The 22,569-nt window shown below is 63.8% G+C and carries 18 protein-coding genes and 2 pseudogenes; 5 read left to right on the plus strand and 15 right to left on the minus strand.

What is annotated here, in order from left to right:
- Nucleotides 1–3: 3 nt before the first annotated feature.
- Nucleotides 4–354, minus strand: a pseudogene (locus FPJ27_RS21445) (PDDEXK nuclease domain-containing protein); the annotation flags it as partial.
- A 71-nt stretch (nt 355–425) separates the two neighbouring features.
- On the opposite strand from FPJ27_RS21445, the gene FPJ27_RS21450 reads away from it, so the two are divergent.
- Nucleotides 426–1,751 carry an IS256 family transposase gene (locus tag FPJ27_RS21450; RefSeq protein WP_239483157.1) on the plus strand — a complete coding sequence of 442 codons (1,326 nt, stop codon included), beginning with the start codon at nt 426–428 and terminating at the stop codon, nt 1,749–1,751.
- Nucleotides 1,752–1,792: 41 nt separating this feature from the next.
- On the opposite strand, the pseudogene FPJ27_RS21455 reads toward FPJ27_RS21450, so the two are convergent.
- The 6 genes and pseudogenes from FPJ27_RS21455 to ychF all read right to left on the minus strand — a co-directional run.
- A pseudogene (locus tag FPJ27_RS21455) lies at nt 1,793–2,506 on the minus strand (PDDEXK nuclease domain-containing protein); the annotation flags it as partial.
- Nucleotides 2,503–4,362, minus strand: coding sequence for a restriction endonuclease subunit S (locus FPJ27_RS21460; RefSeq protein WP_204425640.1), 1,860 nt, complete (start codon nt 4,360–4,362; stop codon nt 2,503–2,505). The pseudogene FPJ27_RS21455 and the gene FPJ27_RS21460, both read right to left, overlap by 4 nt.
- A complete protein-coding gene (locus tag FPJ27_RS21465) occupies nt 4,353–7,145 on the minus strand; it encodes a class I SAM-dependent DNA methyltransferase (protein ID WP_239483365.1) in 2,793 nt (930 codons plus the stop codon). Before FPJ27_RS21465 ends, FPJ27_RS21460 begins: the two co-directional genes overlap by 10 nt.
- Nucleotides 7,135–8,247 (minus strand): Fic family protein, encoded by a 1,113-nt coding sequence (locus FPJ27_RS21470; protein ID WP_204425642.1) that lies wholly within the window; start codon nt 8,245–8,247, stop codon nt 7,135–7,137. The genes FPJ27_RS21465 and FPJ27_RS21470 overlap by 11 nt, the downstream gene beginning before the upstream one ends.
- Nucleotides 8,248–8,634: 387 nt before the next feature.
- The gene (locus FPJ27_RS21475; RefSeq protein WP_204425644.1) at nt 8,635–8,895 is read right to left on the minus strand and encodes a hypothetical protein; all 261 of its coding nucleotides are present in this window, start codon (nt 8,893–8,895) and stop codon (nt 8,635–8,637) included.
- Nucleotides 8,896–9,049: 154 nt separating this feature from the next.
- Nucleotides 9,050–10,144 carry a redox-regulated ATPase YchF gene (ychF, locus tag FPJ27_RS21480; RefSeq protein ID WP_072443034.1) on the minus strand — a complete coding sequence of 365 codons (1,095 nt, stop codon included), beginning with the start codon at nt 10,142–10,144 and terminating at the stop codon, nt 9,050–9,052.
- Nucleotides 10,145–10,390: 246 nt separating this feature from the next.
- Here ychF and FPJ27_RS21485 point away from each other — a divergent pair, with 246 nt between their 5' ends.
- The 4 genes from FPJ27_RS21485 (at nt 10,391) to FPJ27_RS21500 (ending at nt 15,035) form a co-directional block, all read left to right on the plus strand.
- Nucleotides 10,391–11,569: a UbiH/UbiF family hydroxylase gene (locus tag FPJ27_RS21485; protein ID WP_204425646.1), complete on the plus strand. Its 1,179-nt coding sequence runs from the start codon at nt 10,391–10,393 to the stop codon at nt 11,567–11,569.
- A gap of 90 nt (nt 11,570–11,659) precedes the next feature.
- The gene (locus FPJ27_RS21490; protein ID WP_034183722.1) at nt 11,660–12,388 is read left to right on the plus strand and encodes a DsbC family protein; all 729 of its coding nucleotides are present in this window, start codon (nt 11,660–11,662) and stop codon (nt 12,386–12,388) included.
- Nucleotides 12,389–12,491: 103 nt separating this feature from the next.
- Nucleotides 12,492–14,291, plus strand: a complete 1,800-nt coding sequence (locus FPJ27_RS21495; protein WP_204425648.1) for a PDZ domain-containing protein — start codon at nt 12,492–12,494, stop codon at nt 14,289–14,291.
- A 147-nt stretch (nt 14,292–14,438) separates the two neighbouring features.
- Entirely contained in the window at nt 14,439–15,035 is a 597-nt protein-coding gene (locus tag FPJ27_RS21500) for an NAD(P)H-dependent oxidoreductase (RefSeq protein ID WP_204425650.1), read from the plus strand.
- 108 nt (nt 15,036–15,143) lie between these two features.
- Here FPJ27_RS21500 and FPJ27_RS21505 read toward each other — a convergent pair whose 3' ends face one another.
- From FPJ27_RS21505 to rpe, 8 genes are all read right to left on the minus strand, one after another.
- Nucleotides 15,144–16,049, minus strand: coding sequence for a uracil-DNA glycosylase (locus FPJ27_RS21505; protein ID WP_072443041.1), 906 nt, complete (start codon nt 16,047–16,049; stop codon nt 15,144–15,146).
- A gap of 13 nt (nt 16,050–16,062) precedes the next feature.
- Nucleotides 16,063–16,689, minus strand: coding sequence for a CYTH domain-containing protein (locus FPJ27_RS21510; RefSeq protein WP_204425652.1), 627 nt, complete (start codon nt 16,687–16,689; stop codon nt 16,063–16,065).
- Complete coding sequence (gene trpC, locus FPJ27_RS21515; RefSeq protein WP_204425654.1) at nt 16,689–17,474, minus strand: indole-3-glycerol phosphate synthase TrpC; 786 nt, start codon at nt 17,472–17,474, stop codon at nt 16,689–16,691. The genes FPJ27_RS21510 and trpC overlap by 1 nt, the downstream gene beginning before the upstream one ends.
- A gap of 29 nt (nt 17,475–17,503) precedes the next feature.
- The gene (gene trpD, locus FPJ27_RS21520; RefSeq protein WP_034183751.1) at nt 17,504–18,535 is read right to left on the minus strand and encodes an anthranilate phosphoribosyltransferase; all 1,032 of its coding nucleotides are present in this window, start codon (nt 18,533–18,535) and stop codon (nt 17,504–17,506) included.
- A gap of 13 nt (nt 18,536–18,548) precedes the next feature.
- Nucleotides 18,549–19,139, minus strand: a complete 591-nt coding sequence (locus FPJ27_RS21525; RefSeq protein WP_072443047.1) for an aminodeoxychorismate/anthranilate synthase component II — start codon at nt 19,137–19,139, stop codon at nt 18,549–18,551.
- Nucleotides 19,140–19,152: 13 nt separating this feature from the next.
- A complete protein-coding gene (trpE, locus tag FPJ27_RS21530; RefSeq protein WP_204425656.1) occupies nt 19,153–20,646 on the minus strand; it encodes an anthranilate synthase component I in 1,494 nt (497 codons plus the stop codon).
- 357 nt (nt 20,647–21,003) lie between these two features.
- Nucleotides 21,004–21,768 carry a phosphoglycolate phosphatase gene (locus FPJ27_RS21535; protein WP_204425658.1) on the minus strand — a complete coding sequence of 255 codons (765 nt, stop codon included), beginning with the start codon at nt 21,766–21,768 and terminating at the stop codon, nt 21,004–21,006.
- 4 nt (nt 21,769–21,772) lie between these two features.
- Nucleotides 21,773–22,459, minus strand: coding sequence for a ribulose-phosphate 3-epimerase (rpe, locus tag FPJ27_RS21540; RefSeq protein ID WP_011883156.1), 687 nt, complete (start codon nt 22,457–22,459; stop codon nt 21,773–21,775).
- Nucleotides 22,460–22,569: the final 110 nt, after the last annotated feature.

Consider the following 22,569-nt stretch of genomic DNA (forward strand, 5'->3'; position numbering starts at 1 on the left):
GCATCACTCCTCTTCGCCATCATCCATAGGCTTGCCCAGCTCCCGCTCAATCTGCTCAATGCTAGGCAAGCTGGTCTGCAATTCGGCGGGCAGGGACTCGACCAATTGGTACTCGGCCACACCCAGCGGCTGGGTGTTGTTGCGCAACGCATACTCGGCCACCACCTTGTTCTTGCCTTTGCATAGCAGCAGGCCGATGGTCGGGGCGTCATCTGGGTGCTTCACCTGTGTGTCCACTGCCGTCAGGTAGAAGCCCAACTGCCCGAGGTGCTCAGGCTTGAACTTGCCGCCCTTCAACTCGATCACCACATAGCATCGCAGCTTGAGGTGGTAGAACAGCAGATCGATGAAAAACGAGCTATCGTTGAAAGTGGTGTATGCGGCGTAGGGTTGAGGCAGGAGAAGGCGGTGGCGATTGAAGGAGAATGTTGCTTCTCACGGTAACACTTCCTCAATCGAACTCCACCACCATGGCGAAACTTACGCAGGATACGAGCGGCAGTCAAACAACAGAAGCAGACATCAAGGGTACGCCCGGCCTGGACGATCTGATCCAGCAAGGGGCGCGGCGGATCATCCAGCAGGCAATCGAGGCGGAACTGGCGGCAATGCTCGAACAGTATTCGAATGTGAAGACGATCGATGGCCGGCGCGCTGTCGTGCGCAACGGGTACCTGCCAGAGCGCGAGATCGTCACGGCAGTCGGTCCGGTGCCCGTTCAGGTGCCGAAGGTCCGCGATCGTTCGGGCTCCGGCATCAAGTTCAATTCGACGATCGTGCCGCCCTATGTGCGCAAGTCGCCGCGCGTGTCATCGTCGCTGCCGTGGCTGTACCTGCGAGGAGTCTCAACCGGCGACATGGGCGACGCACTGTCCGAGCTGCTCGGCGAACAGGCTAAAGGGCTGTCAGCGAGCGTCGTGAGCCGCCTGAAGGCCGCCTGGTCAGAAGAGTACGAGAAGTGGAACAAGCGCGACCTGTCCACCTCGCGCTGGGTCTACTGGTGGGCCGACGGCATCCATACGCAAGCCCGCGCAGAGGATTCGGACGGGCAGTGCCTGCTGGTGATCATCGGCGTGAAACCGGACGGCAGCAAGGAGCGCGTGGCGCTCAACGACGGCTATCGCGAATCGAAGGAATCCTGGAAAGAGCTGCTGCTCGATCTGAAGAAACGAGGTCTGCAGGCGCCGCCGCTGCTTGCCGTCGGCGATGGCGCGATGGGGCTGTGGGCGGCGCTTGAAGAGGTGTTCCCGCAGACACGGCACCAGCGCTGCTGGTTTCACAAGATCGGCAACATACTCAACGTCATGCCCAAATCGCAGCACGGCAAGGCCAAGGTTGCGCTCGCCGAGATCTGGAATGCCGCGACAAGAGCCGACGCAATCGCCGCGTTCAACCAGTTCGTCGACACGTACGCGGCCAAGTACCCAAAGGCCGTCGAGAAGCTCACGAAAGACCGCGACGCACTGCTCGCGTTCTACGACTTCCCGGCCGAACACTGGCAGCACGTGCGGACCACGAATCCGATTGAATCGACGTTCGCGACGGTGCGCCACCGCACGAGCCGCACGCGCAACTGTCTGTCGCGCTCGACCTTCCTCGCGATGGCGTTCAAGCTGATCGAAGCGGCCGAGCAGACCTGGAGGAAGATCCGCGGCGTCGACAGGATCGAACCGCTTCTGAAGGGCATTCCCTTCAAGGACGGCACCCCGGTGATGGAAAGCACACCGGCTCCTCAAGCGCTAGCCGCCTGATCATGCCGCCCGACCCGCGTACACCAGTCTTGACGATTGCTCATGAAAAACTCATCACCACCTACGTCCAGCAGCACTTGTCGGCCCACGAAGGCAAAGCCTGCACCCAGCTCCAACAAGAATTCGGTGACATGCCTGACTAGCGCACCCTCGATTTCCCTCTCCTGGGCTTCGTCGGTCAGGCCAAGAAAATCGAAGCGATACGGGTCTTTGATCGACTCTCGCGCCAGATCCGATTGTGGCGCTGGCAGTGTCGCCGGGAAGTTGGTCACGGCCTTGCCGCTACGCTCCAGCAAACGGGATTCGATCTGCATCACCAGGACATTGCGCGACCAGTTGTGCTCGATGGCCTTGGCGGCGTACCAGCGACGGGTCTCAGGACCGGGCAGCTTGTCCAGCAGGGCCAACTGGTGATACCAGGGCAATTGTGCAAGTACCTCTTGCACAAATGATTCATCCGGCCAGGCCTCGGCAAACGCCCGCATGTACTTGAGGTTGCGCGGTGAAAAGCCCTTCATGTCCGGGAAGACTGTACGCAGGTCGTGCGCCAGCCGCTCGATCACCTTCGCCCCCCAACCCTGCTCGGCCTGCCGCGCCAGAATGTCGCGGCCGATCTGCCAGTACAGCCCCACCAGTTCCCGATTGACAGTCAGCACCGCACGTTGCTGCGCGGTGTGAATGCGGCTCTTCAGGTCGGCCAGCCAGTCGGCGTAGCCTTGTGGGGTTGAAATTAGGGAGGCAGGCTTGTCGATCATGGCAATGTCACTCCTTTGGGCACAAATCCTTTTTCTCGCATCCAGCCAAGAGCCGCCAGCCAACGATCCTCAGGTATCCGCTGCTTCGCTTCGTGCCAGTTGTTCAGCACCTCATGCACGATCATTTCATCGGAGACAGCTTCTTTTTCTCGCAGCAAATCGCTCCACGCCGCCAACAAAGTGGCGACGATTTCGCATTGCACCGTTTTCGCCGTCTTGAAGGTGTGCAGAATCTTCTCAAGGGACGCAGATATCCCAGAGAAATGCCGTTCAAAATATGGCCTGTGCCCACCACGTTTCGCCAGCGGCACGTACTGGTAACGTTCACCTTCCTTCCGCGCCTCGAACCATTGTTGCTTCTGCAACTGGCTGTCTATCGAGCGAAGCGCCCGATTGTCATAGGGACCTGCCGCTTTGCGATGATAAGTGGAGCCAGTATCCACCTCGCACAGATGCTCGGCGAGGAACATCATCTTCTCGAACTTGACATGGCCGAAGGTCGGCTGGTCATGCAATTGATCGATGATTTCGGCAGCCAACACACTTCGCAGGAAATGGACATTCGCTTTGCGTCCCTCCGTTTGCTTCACCACCTCACCAGCCGTATTAGGCTTAGACGTTACCAGCCGAGTCCGGCCCGTCAGCAGTTCCTGCATCATGGCCTGCTTGAGGGCATGGGTCTTAGTGCGGCGGGTTTCGAGGGCGGTGATTTCGGTGTCCATGTCGCTGAGAACTTCCGCAATAGCGGTTTGCTCTGCCTTCTCTGGCAGATAGACTTCAATTTCAGCGAGCGCTTTTGCGCTGATATGCACAACCGCATCGCCTTGTCCCAAGCTGGCTTTCTGGCTGGCTAGGCTCGAAGTGTTGCAGCAGTAGCCCATATACATGGGGTCAGCTTCACTGAGCCGCAAAATCACTATATCGCCGCCGGCATACGCTTCTTGAGCACCAGTGAAGGCAGCGCATTTTCCGATTTCTTCCTTTGTCTCTCCAGATCCAGCGAACAGCAAGTCTCCTGCCTTGATTCGGGTGGCTGACTGTGCAACTTCTTGCGAAATGTATGAATTGAACGAGCGGATTACATCAAGATGGTGCGTATACAGCTCACCATAGCGAACGCAAGGCAGCAAACCGCTCTGTGCTTCATCTTTGCGTACACCAGAACCTTTCAGAAATGTTCCAAGATCCCCCAGCCGCTTCACCACCCACTTTCCACTGAACCCCAGCAGGCGGATTCGGCCGGTGAGAAGTTGCTGCATGGTGGCCTGTTTGATGGCGCGCTTTTTGGCGATCAGGCGGTCCAGTCCGTCCAGCAGCGCGTCCATATCGCTGAGGGCGGTGGCGATGGCGCGTTGTTCCTCAACCGGAGGAAGTGGAATTTTCAATGCCTTGAATACAGGCATGTAGATGGTGTTGTGGATGCTACCTGCCATCAGGCTGCGCCACACACGATCCATGTTTCGGAATAGGTAAACAAGGAAGTAGTTGTTTAACGATGGTCCGCAAACATAGCAAGCGAAATCCTGACTAGTCGCCATGGATCTAGCCATTACGCAGCACTTTCCCACAGTGGCTGTTCTAGAAAAAACAACTGTTCCAGCGGATAATAAGCGAGCAGATGAATTTTTCAATCCATCTTCAGTAATGGTTTGCGTAGTGGAGTATATTTCTAAGGCATCTAATTTATCTGTGTCGTGCAGTGATATCCACTGTACGGCGCCGTTCCAATAGTTCGAGTTTTTCTTGCTTGGAGTATGCCCGCTCTCAAGTCTTGCTATAGATGTGATCTTCACATCCGACCAATCCTCCGGAATCACCCCTACTTCCGTCTGTTTGTACCCCGGCTTCACTTCCATACCGCCCCCATCTGTTCCAGGTGTTCTTTCACCTTGGCACTGAGGGCTGCCACCTCACCTTCCAGCTTCGGCAGCGGGCTGTCGTAGCGCTCGGCCAATTCGCGGATGCGCTGGGCCAGGGTTTGCGAGATGCGATCCAGTTCCTGTTGCACATCGGCTTGCAGGCGGGCCAGCCATTTGTCTTGCACGACAAGCGTTTTGACCTCGGCTTCGCTGAGGGTGAAGTAGTGGTCATGGGCTTGCTGGTAGAGTTCCGCCTCCAGCGTTTTGACGGTGTTCTTCAGTGCAGCTTCACGGGCACTGAGTTGCTGCCATTGCTTGAGCACGGCACGTTCGTCGGCGCTGTCGGGGTCATCGCCGATCTCTGCAATGCGGTCTTTCACCTGCGCGGCGTTGATCCTGTCGAAGCCTGCGAAGGCACCGTCTTCGCCGCTGTGTTCTTCTTCCAACTCGGTGATCTGGCTGGCGAGGCTTTCCAGCTCGGCCTGTTTGGCCTCCAGTTTGTCCTGCTCGTCGGCCAAATAGCGGGCGACGATGTATTGCTTGGGCAGCAGGTCGCAGATCCAGCCCTTGTCGCGGGTCTTGCCCTTCTTGTCGATTTCCACGATGCGCCGGGGCAGGGCCACCCAGCCGTCGGCGGCGATCAGGTAGGCGTCGTCCTGCATGGTCTCAGCCCAGTAGTCCATCAGATGCTGGTAGATGTCGTAGGGGTCGAGCAGGGGCACGGCGTGGAAGGTGGCGAGCAGGGTTTCGGAGACCCGTGCGATCAGCGCCTTGGGCTTGTCGCCGGGCTGGATGCCGGTGAGCAGCGGCGTGACGGCCTGCTGCCATTTGTCGAACAGGGTTTCGACCTTGCTGCGAAATCGCTGGAATTGCGGATGGTCGAGGATGACAGCGCGCACTTCGGCCATCGGCTGGCGCAGCCGCGCATAACCGGGACGCTCGGCCTCGAACAACGCCTGACGCAGGGCTGGCATTTCCTGCCAGTCGGCGGCGAAGGCGTCGATGTCGCATTCGGGGATGCCGCCGTTGAGGTGGGCGTCGATGTCGTGCAGGTCTTCCGGTTCGCTGCTGTCGATGTAGCGTGGCAGGTTGAGGTTGTAGTCGTTCCTGTCGCTGGCGATTTCATCGAGCGGCACCATGGCTGCATAGCGCGGCACGTCCACCCCGCGGCGGAAGGTATCGACGATGCGGTGGATGTCCTGCTCGCGCAGGCGGTTCTTGGGGCCGTCCTTGATGAAGCCTTTGCTGGCGTCGATCATGAAGATGCCCTTGCGACTGCTGGCGTTTTCCTTATCCAGCACCAGGATACAGGCGGGGATACCAGTGCCGTAGAACAGGTTGGCCGGCAGGCCGATGATGCCCTTGAGGATGCCGGAGTGCACCAGTTGCCTGCGGATATGGGCCTCGGCATTGCCACGGAACAGCACGCCGTGCGGCAGAATGACGGCCCCCTTGCCGGTGGTGGCCTTCATGCTGCGGATGACGTGCAGCAGGTAGGCGTAGTCGCCCTGTTTGGCGGGCGGTTCGCCCCAGGTAAAGCGTTGGTAAGGGTCATTCGCCGGGTTGAGGCCGGTCGACCATTTCTTGTCGGAGAACGGCGGATTGGCGACCACATAGTCGTAGGTGCGCAGTTGTTCTCTGCCTGATCGGTCGCCGTCCTTGAACTTGGGGTTCACCAGCGTGTCGCCACTGAGGATGGTGGCGCTGGGGAAGTCGTGCAGGATCATGTTCATCCGCGCCAGACCGGCAGTGGTCACGTCCTTTTCCTGCCCTTCCAGGGTGATCTGCCGGCCTGCCTCGGCGGCCACTTTCAGCAACAGCGAGCCCGAGCCGCAGGTCGGGTCATACGCGGTGGTGGAGCCTCGAGTGTTGGCGTGCGAGATGCCGATCACCTGGGCGATGACGCTGCTGACTTCAGACGGCGTGTAGAACTGGCCCTTGCTCTTGCCGGAATCCTGCGCGAAGTGGCGCATCAGGTATTCGTAGGCATCGCCGAGCAGGTCGTCGTTGTCGGCCCGGTTGTTGGCGAAGTTCAGTTCGGGCTTTTCGAAAATGGCGATCAGGTTGCCCAGCCGCTCGACCATCGCCGCGCCTTCGCCGAGCTTGTTGGGATCGTTGAAGTCCGGGAAGTCGCTGCGTGCCAGCTTGGTGTTGGCATCGATCAGTTTCTGGATGACCTGGGTATTGATCCTGTCGCCGATGTCAGCCTTGCCCTTGAGCGCAACCATATCCTTAAACGAGGCACCGGGCGGGATGACCACGGGCGGGGCGAAGTCGTCGCTGTTGCCGTACTTGTCGCTGATGTACTTGATGAACAGCATGAACAGTACGTAGTCCTTGTACTGGCTGGCGTCCATGCCGCCGCGCAGTTCGTCGCACGAGGCCCAGATGGAACTGTAGAGGTCGGATTTCTTGACGACGCCGTTGCGCGGGGTAAACGTCTTGGCGGCAGGGGCAGCAGTCGCCTGGTCCCGCGATGACGAACCTGCTTTCGCCTTTGTCTCCAGGTACGGCACGGAGGCTTCGGGTGCCTTCAGCGATGGAGCAGATTGTTTATTGGCCGCATAGGCTGTCGTGGCCAGCGCAACCGAGCCGCCGCGCCCTCGGCCGGGAACGATCCGGCTTTCCTCAAGCAATTGCTGCTTGATGCCGTCATAGGTGGATTCTTGCCATCCCAATGCCTCTCGCAGTCGATGGTTCCCGGCGGAACCACCCATGGCTTCGAGCATGCTGATAAAGCGGTCGATCTTCTGTTCGGTACTTGTCACTTCAATATCCATCGTTGTTGCCGGCTTGGCTGGATGCCGGCGCGCTGTTTTCTGCGGTGCCCAGTATTTCGGCGGTACGGCGCCATTTCGCCCCACGGCCTTTACCGGTTGATTCGATCAATCCTTCCGACTTCATCGCCCGCAACACCAGCCGCACCATGTCTCTGCTCACACCTGGGCAGGCCTCTTCAATCTCCGAAATCGAAAACGGTAGGCCGCGCCCCAGGACTTCCGCCCGCACCCGGTCCCCCTTACTGCCACGCCTCCGCTCGATAGTGCCGACACGGTCCTCGAATTCACGATAGGCCCGCAGCAAGGCACCCCAGAAGTAATCAAGCCAGGGCTTGACGTCGTGCTGCCCCTGATGCCAGCCCTGCGAACTGGCTTCCAGAGTCTCGTAATAGCCTTCCTTGGTGTCCTCGAAGATGCGTTCCACGCTGATGTAGCGGCCCACGGCATAGTCGAAGTGGTAGAGAAGCAGCAGGGTCAGCAAGCGGGACATGCGGCCGTTATCATCCGGGAAGGGATGGATGCACAGGAAGTCGAGCATCGCCAGCGGCACCAGCACCAGAGGGTCGGCCAAGTGTCGATCCAGTGAGGTCGCGTAGTATCGGGTCAGATCGGCCATGGCCATCGACGTCAGGTGCGCAGCGACCGGCTGGAAGCGCAACAGTGAAGTGCCGTCTGGATGACGTTCTATGATGTCGTTGTTGGTGGCTTTCCAACGCCTGCCTGCCGGTGGCATGTAGCGGTACAGGAGGGTGTGCAGTTGCAGCACCACGCCCTCATTGAAGGGCATGTGTATGGCGGACTCGTGGATCAGTGCCAAAGCATCGCGGTAGCCGGCGATATCCTGTTCGGAGCGACTCTTTGGCGTTGAGTTGCGGATGACCAGGGACTTCAGCCGTGAGGGAGCCACGACAACGCCTTCCAGGCGGTTGGACGACTCGGTGGACTCGACTACCGCGATCTGGTGTAGGCGTTTTAGGGCTTCAGGCGACTGCGCGGCATAGAGCTGTTGCTTGCCCTGGTACTCGCCCAGTGAGCGCAACGTGGCAGCCTGGGTGCCATCGAAGCGAAGCGCGGCGAGGTACTCGGGTGTGAGCGAGTGCATGAAAATGTAAGCAACGGCTATGTAAATGGGGTAATCATAGCCATTAAATGGGGCATTGTGTCGAAAAATACCTCATTGCCATGATTGGGCTACCTCGTTTCTTGAACACAAAACAAGGAAGTAGGAGGCTTGAGGAACCGCATGGCTGGTCAAAAAGAAAGGGGAGTCCTGAGCCAGAAAAAATGAGGAAATTCATAATCAAATTACCCCTATTTCTCTCTTTATTATCCTAAGCTCTTCATCTGAAGTAACTCTATCTTTCGGCGACCCGTACAGTCCCAGCAGACAATGGTCTGACAGGTAATGTTGCCAAGACAGACTTCCCGTGAAGAGCTTATTTCCAGCATCAAGCCCTCGGCAAAAGCAAACGGCATGATAAACGCTCGGTTAGCGGATACGAAATTCGCGGGCAACGTCAGTGCTCGCGTTGATCGTGCTGCTCGCGTCGTGGCGCGATGCGCAGGCGAGCGCGGGGCGTCGGGTGTCGGCGATGTGATGCAGTGATGTGACGGCGTGGCGGCGGAGCCGCCTGTCATGAAAGTGGCCCGATCGGCGTTTGCCGGCCGGGCCATTTGTTTTGTCGGGGTAAACGGATGCACTTGCCGATGGCAACGCAGGGCGTTCGGCAATGGGGTGCGGCATCTGCATCTGCAATCGGCGGTGCCGACGAAGATGACGAACAGGCTCTCCGCGGGCACTTCCCGCAAGCCTTCACGAGTCGCTCCGGAATAAAGAAAGGCCCGCTGTTCGCGGGCCTTTCCGGGCTACTCTGACACTGCACGAAACAGCGTCGTTTGACGCGTCAGACGTTGAACAGGAAGTTCATCACGTCGCCATCGTGCACGACATATTCCTTCCCTTCCGCGCGCATCTTGCCGGCTTCCTTCGCGCCCTGTTCACCCTTGTACGTGATGAAATCGTCGAACGCGATCGTCTGCGCGCGGATGAAGCCGCGCTCGAAGTCGGTATGGATCACGCCGGCCGCCTGCGGCGCCGTGTCGCCGGTATGGATCGTCCACGCGCGCACTTCCTTCACGCCCGCGGTGAAGTAGGTCTGCAGGCCGAGCAGCTTGAAGCCCGCGCGGATCACGCGGTCGAGGCCCGGCTCTTCCATGCCCATGTCGGCTAGGAATGCTTCCTTGTCCGCGTCGTCGAGATCCGCGATTTCCGCCTCGATTGCCGCGCATACGGCGACCACCGGCGCATTCTCGCTTTCCGCGTACTTGCGCACCGCATCGAGGTGCGGATTGTTCTCGAAGCCGTCGTCCTTCACGTTGGCCACATACATCGCCGGCTTCGCGGTGATCAGGCAGAACGGCTTGAGCAGTGCCTCTTCGTCGTCCGACAGTGCGAGACCGCGCACGGCCTTGCCCTGGTCGAGCTGCGCGCGCACCTTGTCGAGCACCGCGACGAGCTTGGCCGCTTCCTTGTCGTTGCCCGACTTCGCGGCCTTCGAATAGCGCGTGAGCGCCTTCTCGACGGTGCCGAGGTCGGCGAGCGCGAGTTCGGTGTTGATTACCTCGATGTCGTCGATCGGGCTGACCTTGCCGGCGACGTGGATGACGTTCTCGTCCTCGAAGCAGCGCACGACGTGCGTGATCGCATCGGTTTCGCGGATGTTGGCGAGGAACTGGTTGCCGAGGCCTTCACCCTTGCTCGCACCCGCGACGAGGCCCGCGATGTCGACGAATTCGACGACGGCCGGTACGACACGCTCCGGCTTGACGATCTCGGAGAGTGCCTTCAGGCGCGTATCGGGCACTTCGACGATGCCGACGTTCGGCTCGATCGTGCAGAACGGGTAGTTCTCGGCGGCGATGCCGGCCTTGGTCAGCGCATTGAACAGGGTGGACTTGCCGACGTTGGGCAAGCCGACGATGCCGCATTTGAGGCTCATGGAATCCTTCGAACGGGTAAAGCGGCGCGGCCGGACAGGGCACGGCGGCGCGGGAATAAAGGGCGGCCGGCGCTTGGGGTGCGGCGGGCCGGCGGTCAAAGGCGCTATTGTACCGTGCCGACGCCCCGGATTCCGGGCTTGCGCCGAACGGCCGATGCGGCGGGCCGCCGCGCCGCCGCGTCCACCTGCGATTCTGCTGATTTCCCGCAAAGTCCGGCCGCGTAAGGGTTTGGCCCCGCGGCTATAATGCCCGCCATGACTGCCCACCACTCCTTCGACGTCGCCGTGGTCGGCGGCGGGCTCGTCGGCAAGACGGCCGCGCTCGCGCTGACCCAGTCCGGCTACAAGACTGCCTTGCTTGCCCAGCCGGCCACGCCGCGCCCCGCCGATCTCGCGTTCGACACGCGCGTCTACGCACTGTCGTCCAGTTCGCAGGCCCTGCTCGAGCGGCTGCGGGTCTGGCAGGCGCTCGACCACGGCCGGCTCGCGCCTGTTTACGACATGCGTGTGTACGGCGATGCGCACGCCGAACTGCATTTTTCCGCGTACCAGGCCTCCGTGCCGCAACTCGCGTGGATCGCCGAATCGTCGCTGGTCGAGGCGTCGCTCGATGCCGCGCTGCGGTTCCAGCCGAACCTCACGTGGTTCGATGCGCGTGCGCAGGGCTTCGACGTGCGCGACGATGCGGCCGTGCTCACGCTGTCGTCGGGGCAGGTGCTCGAAGCGGACCTCGTCGTCGGCGCGGACGGCGCGCATTCGTGGGTACGGTCCCAAATGGGGGCCAAAGTCGAACGGCGCGACTACCGGCAGACGGGCGTCGTCGCGAACTTCAAGGCGTCGCTGCCGCACCGCGAGACGGCTTACCAGTGGTTCCACGAAGGCGAGATCGTCGCGCTGCTGCCGTTGCCGGACGGCCACGTGTCGCTCGTATGGTCCGCGCACACCGCGCATGCGGACGAACTGCTCGCCCTCGATCCGGCGCAGCTCGCGGCCGAGGTCGAGCGCGTGTCGCACGGCCAGGTCGGCACGCTCGAATGCGTGACGCCGGCCGCCGGCTTCCCGCTGGCGCTGCAGACGGTCGACAAGCTGATCGCGCCGCGCGTCGCGCTCGTCGGCGATGCCGCGCACCTGATCCACCCGCTCGCGGGGCAGGGGATGAACCTCGGGCTGCGCGACGTCGCGGCGCTCGCCGACGCGATCGCCGGCAAGGAAAGCTTCCGCAATCTGGGCGATACGGTGCTGCTGCGCCGCTATGAGCGTTCGCGCCGCGAGGACATCCGCGCGCTGATGGTCGCGACCGACGGCCTGCAGCGGCTGTTCGCGGTGCCGGGCCCGCTCGCGAAGGCCGTGCGCAACGCGGGCATGGCGTTCGTCGGGGCGCAGCCGCTCGTGAAGCGCTGGCTCGTGTCGGCCGCGCTCGGCTGATCGAACCTTCGGCCGGTTCGCCGGTCGGACTCGGTTCCGTTACGGCGTACACTGTGCCGTGCACACCGATTGAGCTGAAGGAAGATTTCGATGAAAAAAACGATCCGCATCGCGTCGCTGGCGCTGGCCGTCACGATGGCGACGCTGGGCTGCACCGCGCAGGCCGACCAGACCACCGACAAGCTGAAAGCCACGCTGCAGGCCCGTCTCGGCAACGACGCGCCGATCAAGAGCGTGTCGAAATCGCCGGTCGCGGGCCTGTACGAAGTGAACCTCGGCTCGCAGATCATCTATAGCGACGCGGCCGGCGACTACGTGCTGCTCGGCGATCTCGTCGACACCAAGACGCACAAGAACCTGACCGACGCACGCCTGTCCGAAATCAACAAGATCGACTTCGCGAGCCTGCCGTTCGCGAATGCGATCAAGGTCGTCAAGGGCAACGGTGCACGCAAGATCGCGGTGTTCTCCGATCCGAACTGCCCGTACTGCAAGAAGCTCGAGACGACGCTGCAGTCGGTCGACAACGTCACCGTCTACACGTTCCTGTATCCGGTGCTGTCGCCGGATTCGACCGCGAAGTCGAAGGCGATCTGGTGCGCGACCGACCGCGCGAAAACCTGGCAGGGCTGGATGCTCGATCACCGTGCGCCGTCCGGCGCCGGTACCTGCGATACCAGCGCGCTCGACAAGAACCTCGCGCTTGGCCGCGGGATGAACGTCACCGGCACGCCGACGATCTTCCTGCCGGACGGCCGCCGCCTGCCGGGCGCGGTATCGGCCGACCAGCTCAACCAGGCGCTCGCCTCGAGCAAGTAACCGACCGACACGCCGGGCCGCATGGCCCGGCCAGCGAGGGGCGCCCGCATGATCTGCCGGCGCCTCTCTTCGTTTTCGCCGCCGTATTCGACCGATTGCCACGATGACCCAGCCGATCCGCTATTCGATTGTCCCGAAAGATCTTGCCGCGCACCTGTTCGAAGTGTCGGTGACGGTTGCCGACCCCGACCCCGAAGGCCAGCGCTTCTCGCTGCCGGTATGGATTCCGGGCAGCTACCTCGTGCGCGAGTTCGCGCGCAACATCGTGACGCTCGGCGCGTTCAACGACGCAGGCCGCAAGGTGCGGATCGCGAAGACCGACAAGCACACGTGGCAGGCCGCGTCCGTGAGCGGCGCGCTGACGCTGCGCTACGACGTGTATGCGTGGGACCTGTCGGTGCGCTCCGCGTATCTCGACGAATCGGGCGGCTTCTTCAACGCGACGGCCGTGTTCCTGAGCGTCGCCGGCCGCGAGGACGCGCCGTGCGAAGTCGACATCGCGAAGCCGGCCGGCCCGGCATTCCGCGCGTGGCGCGTCGGCACCGCGCTGCCCGAGGCGCGCGGCACGAAGCGCTACGGCTTCGGTGCGTATCGCGCAGCGAACTACGACGAGCTTTCCGACCATCCGGTGACGATCGGCGAATTCGCGCTCGCGACGTTCGACGCGCACGGCGTGCCGCACGACATCGTGGTCGCGGGGCGCGTGACGCAGCTCGACCTGGAGCGGCTGCGCACCGACCTGAAGCGCGTGTGCGAAGCGCAGATCGCGCTGTTCGAGCCGAAATCGAAGAAGGCGCCGATGGACCGCTACGTGTTCATGACGCTCGCGGTCAGCGACGGCTACGGCGGCCTCGAGCATCGCGCATCGACGGCACTGATCTGCAACCGCACCGACCTGCCGGTGAAGGGGCGGCCCGAGACGACCGAAGGCTATCGCACCTATCTCGGCCTTTGCAGCCACGAGTACTTCCATACGTGGAACGTGAAGCGCATCAAGCCGGCGGCGTTCGTGCCGTACGACCTGACGCGCGAGAACTACACGTCGCTGCTGTGGCTGTTCGAAGGCTTCACGTCGTATTACGACGACCTGATGCTGGTGCGCAGCGGACTGATGTCGCAGGACGAGTATTTCGCGGCGCTCGGCCGCACGATCGGCGGCGTGCTGCGCGGCACCGGGCGGCTCAAGCAGAGCGTCGCGGAAAGCTCGTTCGACGCGTGGATCAAGTACTACCGCCAGGACGAGAACGCGACCAACGCGATCGTCAGCTACTACACGAAGGGTTCGCTCGTCGCGCTCGCGTTCGATCTGGCGATCCGCTCGCAGACGCGCAACCGGAAGTCGCTCGACGACGTGATGCGCCTGCTGTGGCAACGCTACGGTCGCGATTTCTATCGCGGCAAGCAGGCGGGCGTCGCGGAAGATGAAGTCGAGACGTTGATCGAAGAAGCGACGGGCGTTGCGCTCGGCCGTCTGTTCGCCGACGCCGTGCACGGCACGCGCGACCTGCCGCTCGGCGAGCTGCTCGCGCCGTTCGGCGTCACGCTCGCGCCGGATGTCGCGAACGGCGCGGCCGCGAAGCCGACGATCGGTGCGCGCTTGCGCGGCGGCGCGGACTGCACGTTCGCGGCTGTCTATGAAGGCGGCGCCGCGCATCGCGCGGGGCTGTCGGCCGGCGATACGCTGATCGCGGTCGACGGGCTGCGCGTCACGGGCACGAACCTTGACGCGCTGCTCGCGCGCTACCGGCCGGGCGACAAGGTCGAGGTTCACGCGTTTCGCCGCGACGAGCTGCGTACCGCGAAACTGAAGCTCGACGGCCCGGAGGTCACGCGCTACCGGTTGACGGCGGCAGCGAAGCCGGCCGCGGCATCGAAGGCCCGGGAGGCCTGGCTGAAGGGCTGAGTGCACGGCTGCGGCAATCGGGGCGCGATCGAGGATTGTTCTGCTGCTGCAACAATCCGTCGCCCTGAACCCGCTTTTTCCGGCAAATGCGGCCACGCACAATGGCGTCACTCGCGCTACCGAAGCGCAACCCAACCGGAGCCTGACATGACGACCATTCTGCAAATCAATTCCGCGGCGCGTTCGCAAGGCGCGCAATCCACGCTGCTGGCCAACGAACTGACGGCAAAGTTGCAACAATCGAACCCCGGCGCGAAGGTCGTGGTTCGCGACCTGCTGGCCGATGCGCTGCCGCACCTCGACGAATCGGTGCTCGGCGCGTTCTTCACGCCGGCCGACCAGCGCAGCGCGGAGCAGAATGCGATCGTCGCGAAGAGCGATGCACTGATCGTCGAGCTGCAAGCCGCCGACATCATCGTGATCGGCGCGCCGATGTACAACTTCGGCATCTCGTCGCAACTGAAGACGTACTTCGACTGGATCGCACGCGCAGGCGTCACGTTCCGCTACACCGAGAACGGTCCGGAAGGCCTGATCAAGGGCAAGAAGGTTCACGTGGTGACGGCTCGCGGCGGCAAGTACGCCGGTACGCCGAACGACAGCCAGACGCCGTACCTGCGCACGTTCCTCGGCTTCGTCGGCATGACCGACGTGAGCTTCATCTTCGCGGAAGGCCTGAACCTCGGCCCGGATGCGCAGAGCGCCGCGCTCGCCAGCGCACGCGAAGCGATCGCCGCCGCGTAAGGTCGATGCGGGTGCGACGCACCCGCTGCATCGTCCGAAAAAAACGCCGCGTCCCCGAAGGGGCGCGGCGTTTTTGCATTCCGGCCGGCGACAAAGCCGGCGCGGCCGTTACGCGAGCGTTTCGGCCACTTCCGGCAGGCGCCAGTCGATCGGTTCGCGGCCAGCTTCGACCAGATAGTCGTTCGCGAGCATGAAATGGCGGCAGCCGAGGAAGCCGCGGTGCGCGGACAGCGGCGACGGATGCGGCGCCTCGAGCACGCAATGCGCGCTCGCGTCGAACAGCGCGCGCTTCGCCTGCGCGTGTGCGCCCCACAGCATGAAGACGAGCCCGCGGTGGCGGCCTGCGAGTTCGCGGATCAGCGTGTCCGTGCATTGCTCCCAGCCGCGCTTCGCATGGCTCGCGGCCGCGCCGCGCTCGACTGTCAGCACGGTGTTGAGCAGCAGCACGCCCTGGCGCGCCCACGTGTCGAGGCAGCCGTGGCGCGGCGTGTCGTGACCGAAGTTCGCGGCGATTTCCTTGAAGATGTTGCGCAGCGACGGCGGCGTGCGGACGGCCGGCGGCACCGAGAACGCGAGGCCGTGCGCCTGCGGCGTGCCGCGATCGTCGCCGTGGTACGGGTCCTGGCCGAGGATCACGACCTTCACGTCGTCCGGGCTCGTCAGGCGCAGCGCGCGGAACACGTCGGTCGGGTAGACCGCCTTGCCGGCCGCGCGCTCGTCGTCGACGAAGCGGCAAAGTGGCGCGTACGCGTCGCTGTCGGTAAAGGGTTTCAGCACGTCGCGCCAGGCGGCCGGCAGCGCGTCGAATTGCGCGGCGAGATGCGGGACGTCGGCGGCAACGGGCTGCGGCGCTGCGGAGGCCGGGGCCGAAGCGGCGGCTTTCTTTGCGGGCTTGCGCTCGGAGGAGGGCGACGCGGAAGTCGGGGACGGAATAGCGGCCGGTGCCGTTTCCGGCACGGGATCGTCGAACAGCGACGCCTGTTGCGGCGCGCGGGAAGTCTTGCGGGTTGCCATGCGTGATGCGTGTTTATTGCGCGCGCAGCCGGTAGCCGCGCTGCGCCTTGCTGATGTTTTCGGGAGCGAGGCCCGGCAGCGCCTGCTGCAGTTCGGCGGCGAGCGTCGCGAGCGCCGCTTCCGGGCCGTCGATCAGTTCGAGTTCGATTTCGCTGATCGGTTCGCGGCGCGTTTCGTGTTCCGCCTGGACGACGATCTCGCCGAGGTCCACCGCGGCTTCGACGGTTGCGCCGCCGATTGCGATGCGCCACAGCGTACGCGAAAAATCCGTGCGGAACAGTGCGCGCAGCGCGCTCGCCGCGTCACGCAGCGCAGCGGCGGCTTCCGGCACGTCGCAGGCCGCGACGAGCGCATCGATCTCGAGCGCGTCGCCGGCCACGGGTAGTTCCCATTCGTGGCGGCGATGCAGGCCGCCTTCCGCGCTGCCGACCGTCTTGAACGTCTGCAGCCAGCCTTGCGGCGCGCGGCGCACGCGCACCGCGCTCTTCGAGCGGGCCAGCGCGAGATCGGGCGTGTCGTAATAGACGTTCGCGAGCGTGATGTCGCGGCCGGGTTCGCCGGTCAGCGTCTCGAAGAAGCGCCGCGCGGCACCGGCCTGGCCGGCCGGCAGCGCGAGCTTGATTTCCTTTTCGATCGCCATCAGAAGAACATCCGTGCGAGCTCCTCGCCTGGCTGATCGGCGCGCATGAACGCTTCGCCGACGAGGAACGTGTTCACGTTCGCCGCGCGCATCGTGTCGACGTCGGTGCGCGACAGGATGCCCGATTCGGTCACGACAATCCGGTCCGGCGGAATCATGTCGAGCATGTCGAGCGTGGTCTGGATCGACGTCTCGAACGTGCGCAGGTTGCGGTTGTTGATGCCGAGCAGCGGCGTCTTGAGCGTCAGCGCCTGCTCCATCTCGTTGCGGTCGTGCACTTCGACCAGCACGGCGAGGCCGAGCGAGTGCGCATATGCTTCGAGGTCCTGCATCAGCGGCGTGTCGAGTGCGGCGGCGATCAGCAGGATCGCGTCGGCGCCCATCGCGCGTGCCTCGAGGATCTGGTACGCGTCGACGATGAAGTCCTTGCGCAGCACCGGCAGCGTGCAGGCCGCGCGCGCCTCTTCGAGGTAGCGGACGCTGCCCTGGAAGAACTGCTCGTCGGTCAGCACCGACAGGCATGCGGCGCCGTGCGCCGCATACGAGCGCGCGATGTCGGCCGGCACGAAATGCTCGCGCAGCACGCCCTTCGACGGGCTTGCCTTCTTGATTTCGGCGATCACGGCGGCGTCGCCGGCCGCGTGCTTCGCACGCAGCGCGCCGACGAAGTCGTGCAGGTCGCGCGCGGATGCGTCCAGCTTCAGTGCCTCGAGCGGCGTGCTGCGCATGGCCGCCGCGACTTCTTCGCGCTTGACGGCGATGATTCGGTCGAGAATGTCGCTCATGTGGGTTCCTGCTTGAGTCGTAAGGGGAGTCAGCGCTTGAACTGCTGCGTGAAGCGCACGAGTTCGTCGACCTTCGCGCGCGCCTTGCCGCTCGCGATCGCTTCGCGGGCGAGCTGGATGCCGTCCGCGATCGATTCGGCGACGTTCGCCGCATAGAGTGCAGTACCCGAGTTCAGCGTGACGATCTCGCGGGCGACGCCCGGCTGGTTGTCCAGCGCGCCGAGCAGCATCGTGCGCGATTCCTCGGCATTTTCCACCTTCAGCGTGCGGTTCGACACCATCTGCAGGCCGAAGTCTTCCGGATGGATCTCGTATTCGTGCACCTTGCCGTCGCGCAATTCGCCGACGAGCGTCGCGGCGCCGAGCGACACCTCGTCCATCCCGTCCTTGCCGTATACGACGAGCACGTGCTGCGCGCCGAGACGCTGCATCACGCGCACCTGGATGCCGACGAGGTCGGGGTGGAACACGCCCATCAACTGGTTCGGCGCGCCGGCCGGATTGGTCAGCGGGCCGAGGATGTTGAAGATCGTGCGCACGCCGAGCTCGCGGCGCACGGCCGCGATGTTCTTCATCGCCGGGTGATGGTTCGGCGCGAACATGAAGCCCATGCCCGTTTCGGCGATCGACGCGGCGACCTGGTCCGACTGCAGGTCGATGTTCACGCCGAGCGCCTCGAGCACGTCGGCGCTGCCTGACTTGCTCGACACACCGCGGTTGCCGTGCTTCGCGACTTTCGCGCCGGCCGCCGCCGTGACGAACATCGACGCGGTCGAGATGTTGAACGTGTGCGAGCCGTCGCCGCCGGTGCCGACGATGTCGACGAAGTTCGAGTTGTCCTGCACGTCGACGTGGTTCGCGAATTCGCGCATCACGGTCGCGGCGGCGGCGATCTCGCCGATCGTCTCCTTCTTCACGCGCAGCCCGGTGATGATCGCGGCGGCCATCACGGGCGACATGTCGCCGCGCATGATGAGCCGCATCAGGTGCAGCATCTCGTCGTGGAAGATCTCGCGGTGTTCGATCGTGCGCTGCAGCGCTTCCTGCGGGGTAATCGTCATCATGAGGCTCCCGTCAGGCGGCTTGCGCGGCCGCGGCGCGGGCCTGCTTCAGGAAATTCTCGAGCAGCGCATGGCCGTGCTCGGACAGGATCGATTCCGGGTGGAACTGCACGCCCTCGACCGGCAGCGTCTTGTGGCGCACGCCCATGATTTCTCCGTCGTCGGTCCACGCGGACACCTCGAGGCAGTCGGGCAGCGATTCGCGCTCGATCGCGAGCGAATGGTAGCGCGTGACGTCGAAATGCTTCGGCAGGTCGGCGAACACGCCGCGGCAGTCCGTTTCGATCCGGCTCACCTTGCCGTGCATGATGGTCTTCGCGCGCACGACGCGGCCGCCGAATGCTTCGCCGATCGCCTGGTGGCCGAGGCAGACGCCGAGGATCGGCTTCCTGCCCGAAAATTCGCGCAGCACGTCGAGCGTGATGCCCGCGTGCTGCGGGTTGCTCGGGCCCGGCGACAGGCAGATCGCGTCGGGATTCAGGCGCGCGATCTCGTCGAGCGTGATTTCGTCGTTGCGGTACGTGTGCACGTCCTCGCCCAGTTCGCCGAAGTACTGGACCAGGTTGTAGGTGAACGAATCGTAGTTGTCGATCATGAGCAGCATGGTCAGTCTCCGGTCAGAAGTCGCTATCGAGGCCGTCCTGGACCTGTTCGGCCGCACGCAGCACCGCGCGCGCCTTGTTTTCGGTCTCTTGCCATTCGGATTCGGGCACCGAATCCGCGACGACGCCGGCCGCCGCTTGCACATACAGGTTGCCGTTGTGGATCAGGCCCGTGCGGATCGCGATCGCGAGATCCATCTCGCCCGAGAACGACAGGTAGCCCACCGCACCGCCGTACAGCCCGCGCTTGATCGGCTCGAGCTCGTCGATCAGCTCCATCGCGCGTACCTTCGGCGCGCCGGACAGCGTGCCGGCCGGGAACGTCGCGCGCAGCACGTCGTAGTTCGTCATGCCGGGCTTCAGCTTGCCTTCGACCGAGCTGACGATGTGCTGCACGTGCGAGTACTTTTCGATGACCATCTTGTCGGTCACCTGCACCGAGCCGATTTCCGCGATGCGGCCGACGTCGTTGCGCGCGAGGTCGATCAGCATCACGTGTTCGGCGATCTCCTTCGGATCGTTGAGCAGCTCGGTCGCGAGTTCCGCGTCGCGCTCGGGCGTGTTGCCGCGCGGGCGCGTGCCGGCGAGCGGGCGAATCGTGACGATCTGGTCGTCGCCGCGCTTTTCCTGGCGCACGAGGATTTCCGGCGATGCGCCGACCACGTGGAAATCGCCGAAGTTGTAGTAGTACATGTACGGTGACGGATTCAGCGAACGCAGCGCGCGATACAGCGACAGCGGATTGTCGCGGTACGGCTTGGTCAGCCGCTGGCCGACCTGGATCTGCATCAGTTCGCCGGCCGCGATGTATTCCTTCGCCTGGCGCACGGCGGCCAGATAGTCTTCCTTCTTGAACTCGCGGAACGTCTCGGTGCGCACGCTCGCCGACGTGACGGGCGGCTGCACGGTCGTGCGCAGGCGCTGCTTCAGTTCGCGCAGGCGCTGTTTCGCCTTCGCGTAGGCTTCCGGCTGGCCCGGGTCCGCGTAGATGATCAGGTACAGCTTGCCGGCGAGGTTGTCGATCACCGCGACTTCCTCGGTCAGCAGCAACTGGATGTCGGGCAGGCCGAGATCGTCGCGCGGCGCGGTGTTTGCGAGCTTCTTCTCGATGTAGCGCACCGCGTCGTAGCCGAAGTAGCCGGCGAGACCGCCGCAGAAGCGCGGCAGGCCCGGACGCTGCGTCACCTTGAAGCGCGCCTGGAACGATTCGATGAATTGGAACGGGTCGCCGTCATGCGTCTCGACGACCTGGCCGTCGCGCACGACTTCCGACACGCCGTTGCGGGTGCGCACGAGCGTGCGGGCGGGCAGGCCGATGAACGAGTAGCGGCCGAAGCGTTCGCCGCCGACCACCGATTCGAGCAGGAACGAGTTGGCGCCCGCCCGTTCGGGCTGGGCCAGCTTCAGGTAGAGGGACAGCGGCGTTTCGAGATCGGCGAGGGCTTCCGCGATCAGCGGGATACGGTTGTAGCCTTCGTTCGCGAGCGATTGGAATTCGAGTTCGGTCATGTTCCGGTCCTGTTCGGGACGAGCGGCGCGTGCGCCAGGGATCACTTGACGCTGCGCGGGTTGCCGTCGGCGAAAGGGCGGTCGATCGAGAAGTGCCTGTTGCCGGCCGGCACTCCGGGCGTGAACGTCGCGAGCCTGCGGCCGATCCTGAACGCAAGCGTTCGGACGCGGTGGAACTCGAGGTGGTGCGACGATCGGCGCGCGGATGCGCAGCGAGATAAAAAACGGCGCTGAAGACGTGCTTCAGCGTACCTCATCGAAGAGGTTAGCGCGACCAGCGACGCCAGGGCCAGGCTCCCCGGTCGATGCTGCTCAGACTCCGTTTTTTATTCAGAAACATGCGGATGGAAGAAATAATCAGATGGTTGGCCGGCCGGCGTTGTGCGCGGTGATCGCGCGGGCCGCGACCAGCAACGAATCGACTATACCATCCGAATTTATCGTTTGTATAGCTTTGCCGTGGTTATAGCCATACGGCACCGTCAGTGTCGCCATCCCGGCTGCGCGGCCCGCCAGCGCATCGTTTTCCGAGTCGCCGATCGCGACCGCCGCGTCCGGCGCGACGCCGAGCGCGTCGCAGGCCGTCAGCATCGGCAGCGGGTCGGGCTTCTTGCGTGCGACGCTGTCGCCGCCGAGCACGATGCCGAAGCAATCGGCCAGCCCGTATTGTTCGAGCAGCTCGACCGCGAAGCGGTGCGGCTTGTTCGTCACGCACGCGAGCCGGATGCCGGCCGCGCGCAGCGCGTCGAGACCGGCGGCCACGTCCGGATAGAGGCGCGTATGGCGGCCGTTGATCTTCGCGTATTCGGTCTGGTAGATCGCCAGGGCGTCGTCGAAGCGCGCGCGCGCCTCGTCGGCCGGGAAGCGCGGCTTCAGCACGCTGTGGATCAGGTGCTCGGAGCCCTTGCCGACGTAGCCGATCACCTCGTCGCGCGATGTGGCCGGCGCGTCGAGCCGCGCAAGCATCCCGTTCAGGCCGGCCGTGAAATCGTCGGCCGTGTCGACCATCGTGCCGTCGAGATCGATCAGCGCCGCGTCGATGCGCGGCGCGGCGAAGCGGATCGGGGCGGCGTTCGTTGCGGCCCCGGCCGGCGCACGGCCGGCGAGCGACGATTCGGCCACGGCGTCAGCTCCGCTCGACGGTGGCGAGCGCGGCGCGCATCTCGTCGATCACCTTGCGGTAGTCGGGCTTGCCGAAGATCGCCGAACCCGCGACGAAGGTGTCGGCACCGGCCGCCGCGATTTCCGCGATGTTGTCGGTCTTCACGCCGCCGTCGACCTCGAGCAGGATCTCGCGGCCCGTGCGCTCGGTGTACGCGTCGATACGTGCGCGTGCTTCGCGCAGCTTGTTCAGCGTTTCCGGAATGAACGACTGGCCGCCGAAGCCGGGGTTGACCGACATCAGCAGCACGAAGTCGAGGCGGTCCATCACGTGGTCGAGATAGTTCAGCGGCGTGGCCGGGTTGAATACGAGGCCGGCCTTGCAGCCGTGGTCGCGGATCAGCGACAGCGTGCGGTCGATGTGATCGGAGCCTTCCGGGTGGAAGCTGATCAGGTTCGCACCGGCCTTCGCAAAATCGGGCACGATCCGGTCGACCGGGCGTACCATCAGGTGCACGTCGATCGGCACCTGCACGTGCGGGCGGATCGCTTCGCACACGAGCGGGCCGATCGTCAGGTTCGGCACATAATGGTTGTCCATCACGTCGAAGTGGATCCAGTCGGCGCCGGCGGCGACCACGTTGCGGACTTCTTCGCCGAGCCGTGCGAAATCGGCCGACAGGATGCTGGGAGCGATGCGGAATTGGGTCATGGCAGGGGGAGCGGGGACGTTGCGGCGCAAAACCGACATTCTACCGCCCGGCGGCCGGCTCGCGGCGGCAGGCCGTGCGGTTGCGGCCCGATTCCGCATCAAGCAGAATG

The sequence above is a fragment of the Burkholderia sp. MS455 genome (genome assembly GCF_016899445.1).
GTDB lineage: Bacteria > Pseudomonadota > Gammaproteobacteria > Burkholderiales > Burkholderiaceae > Burkholderia > Burkholderia pyrrocinia_C.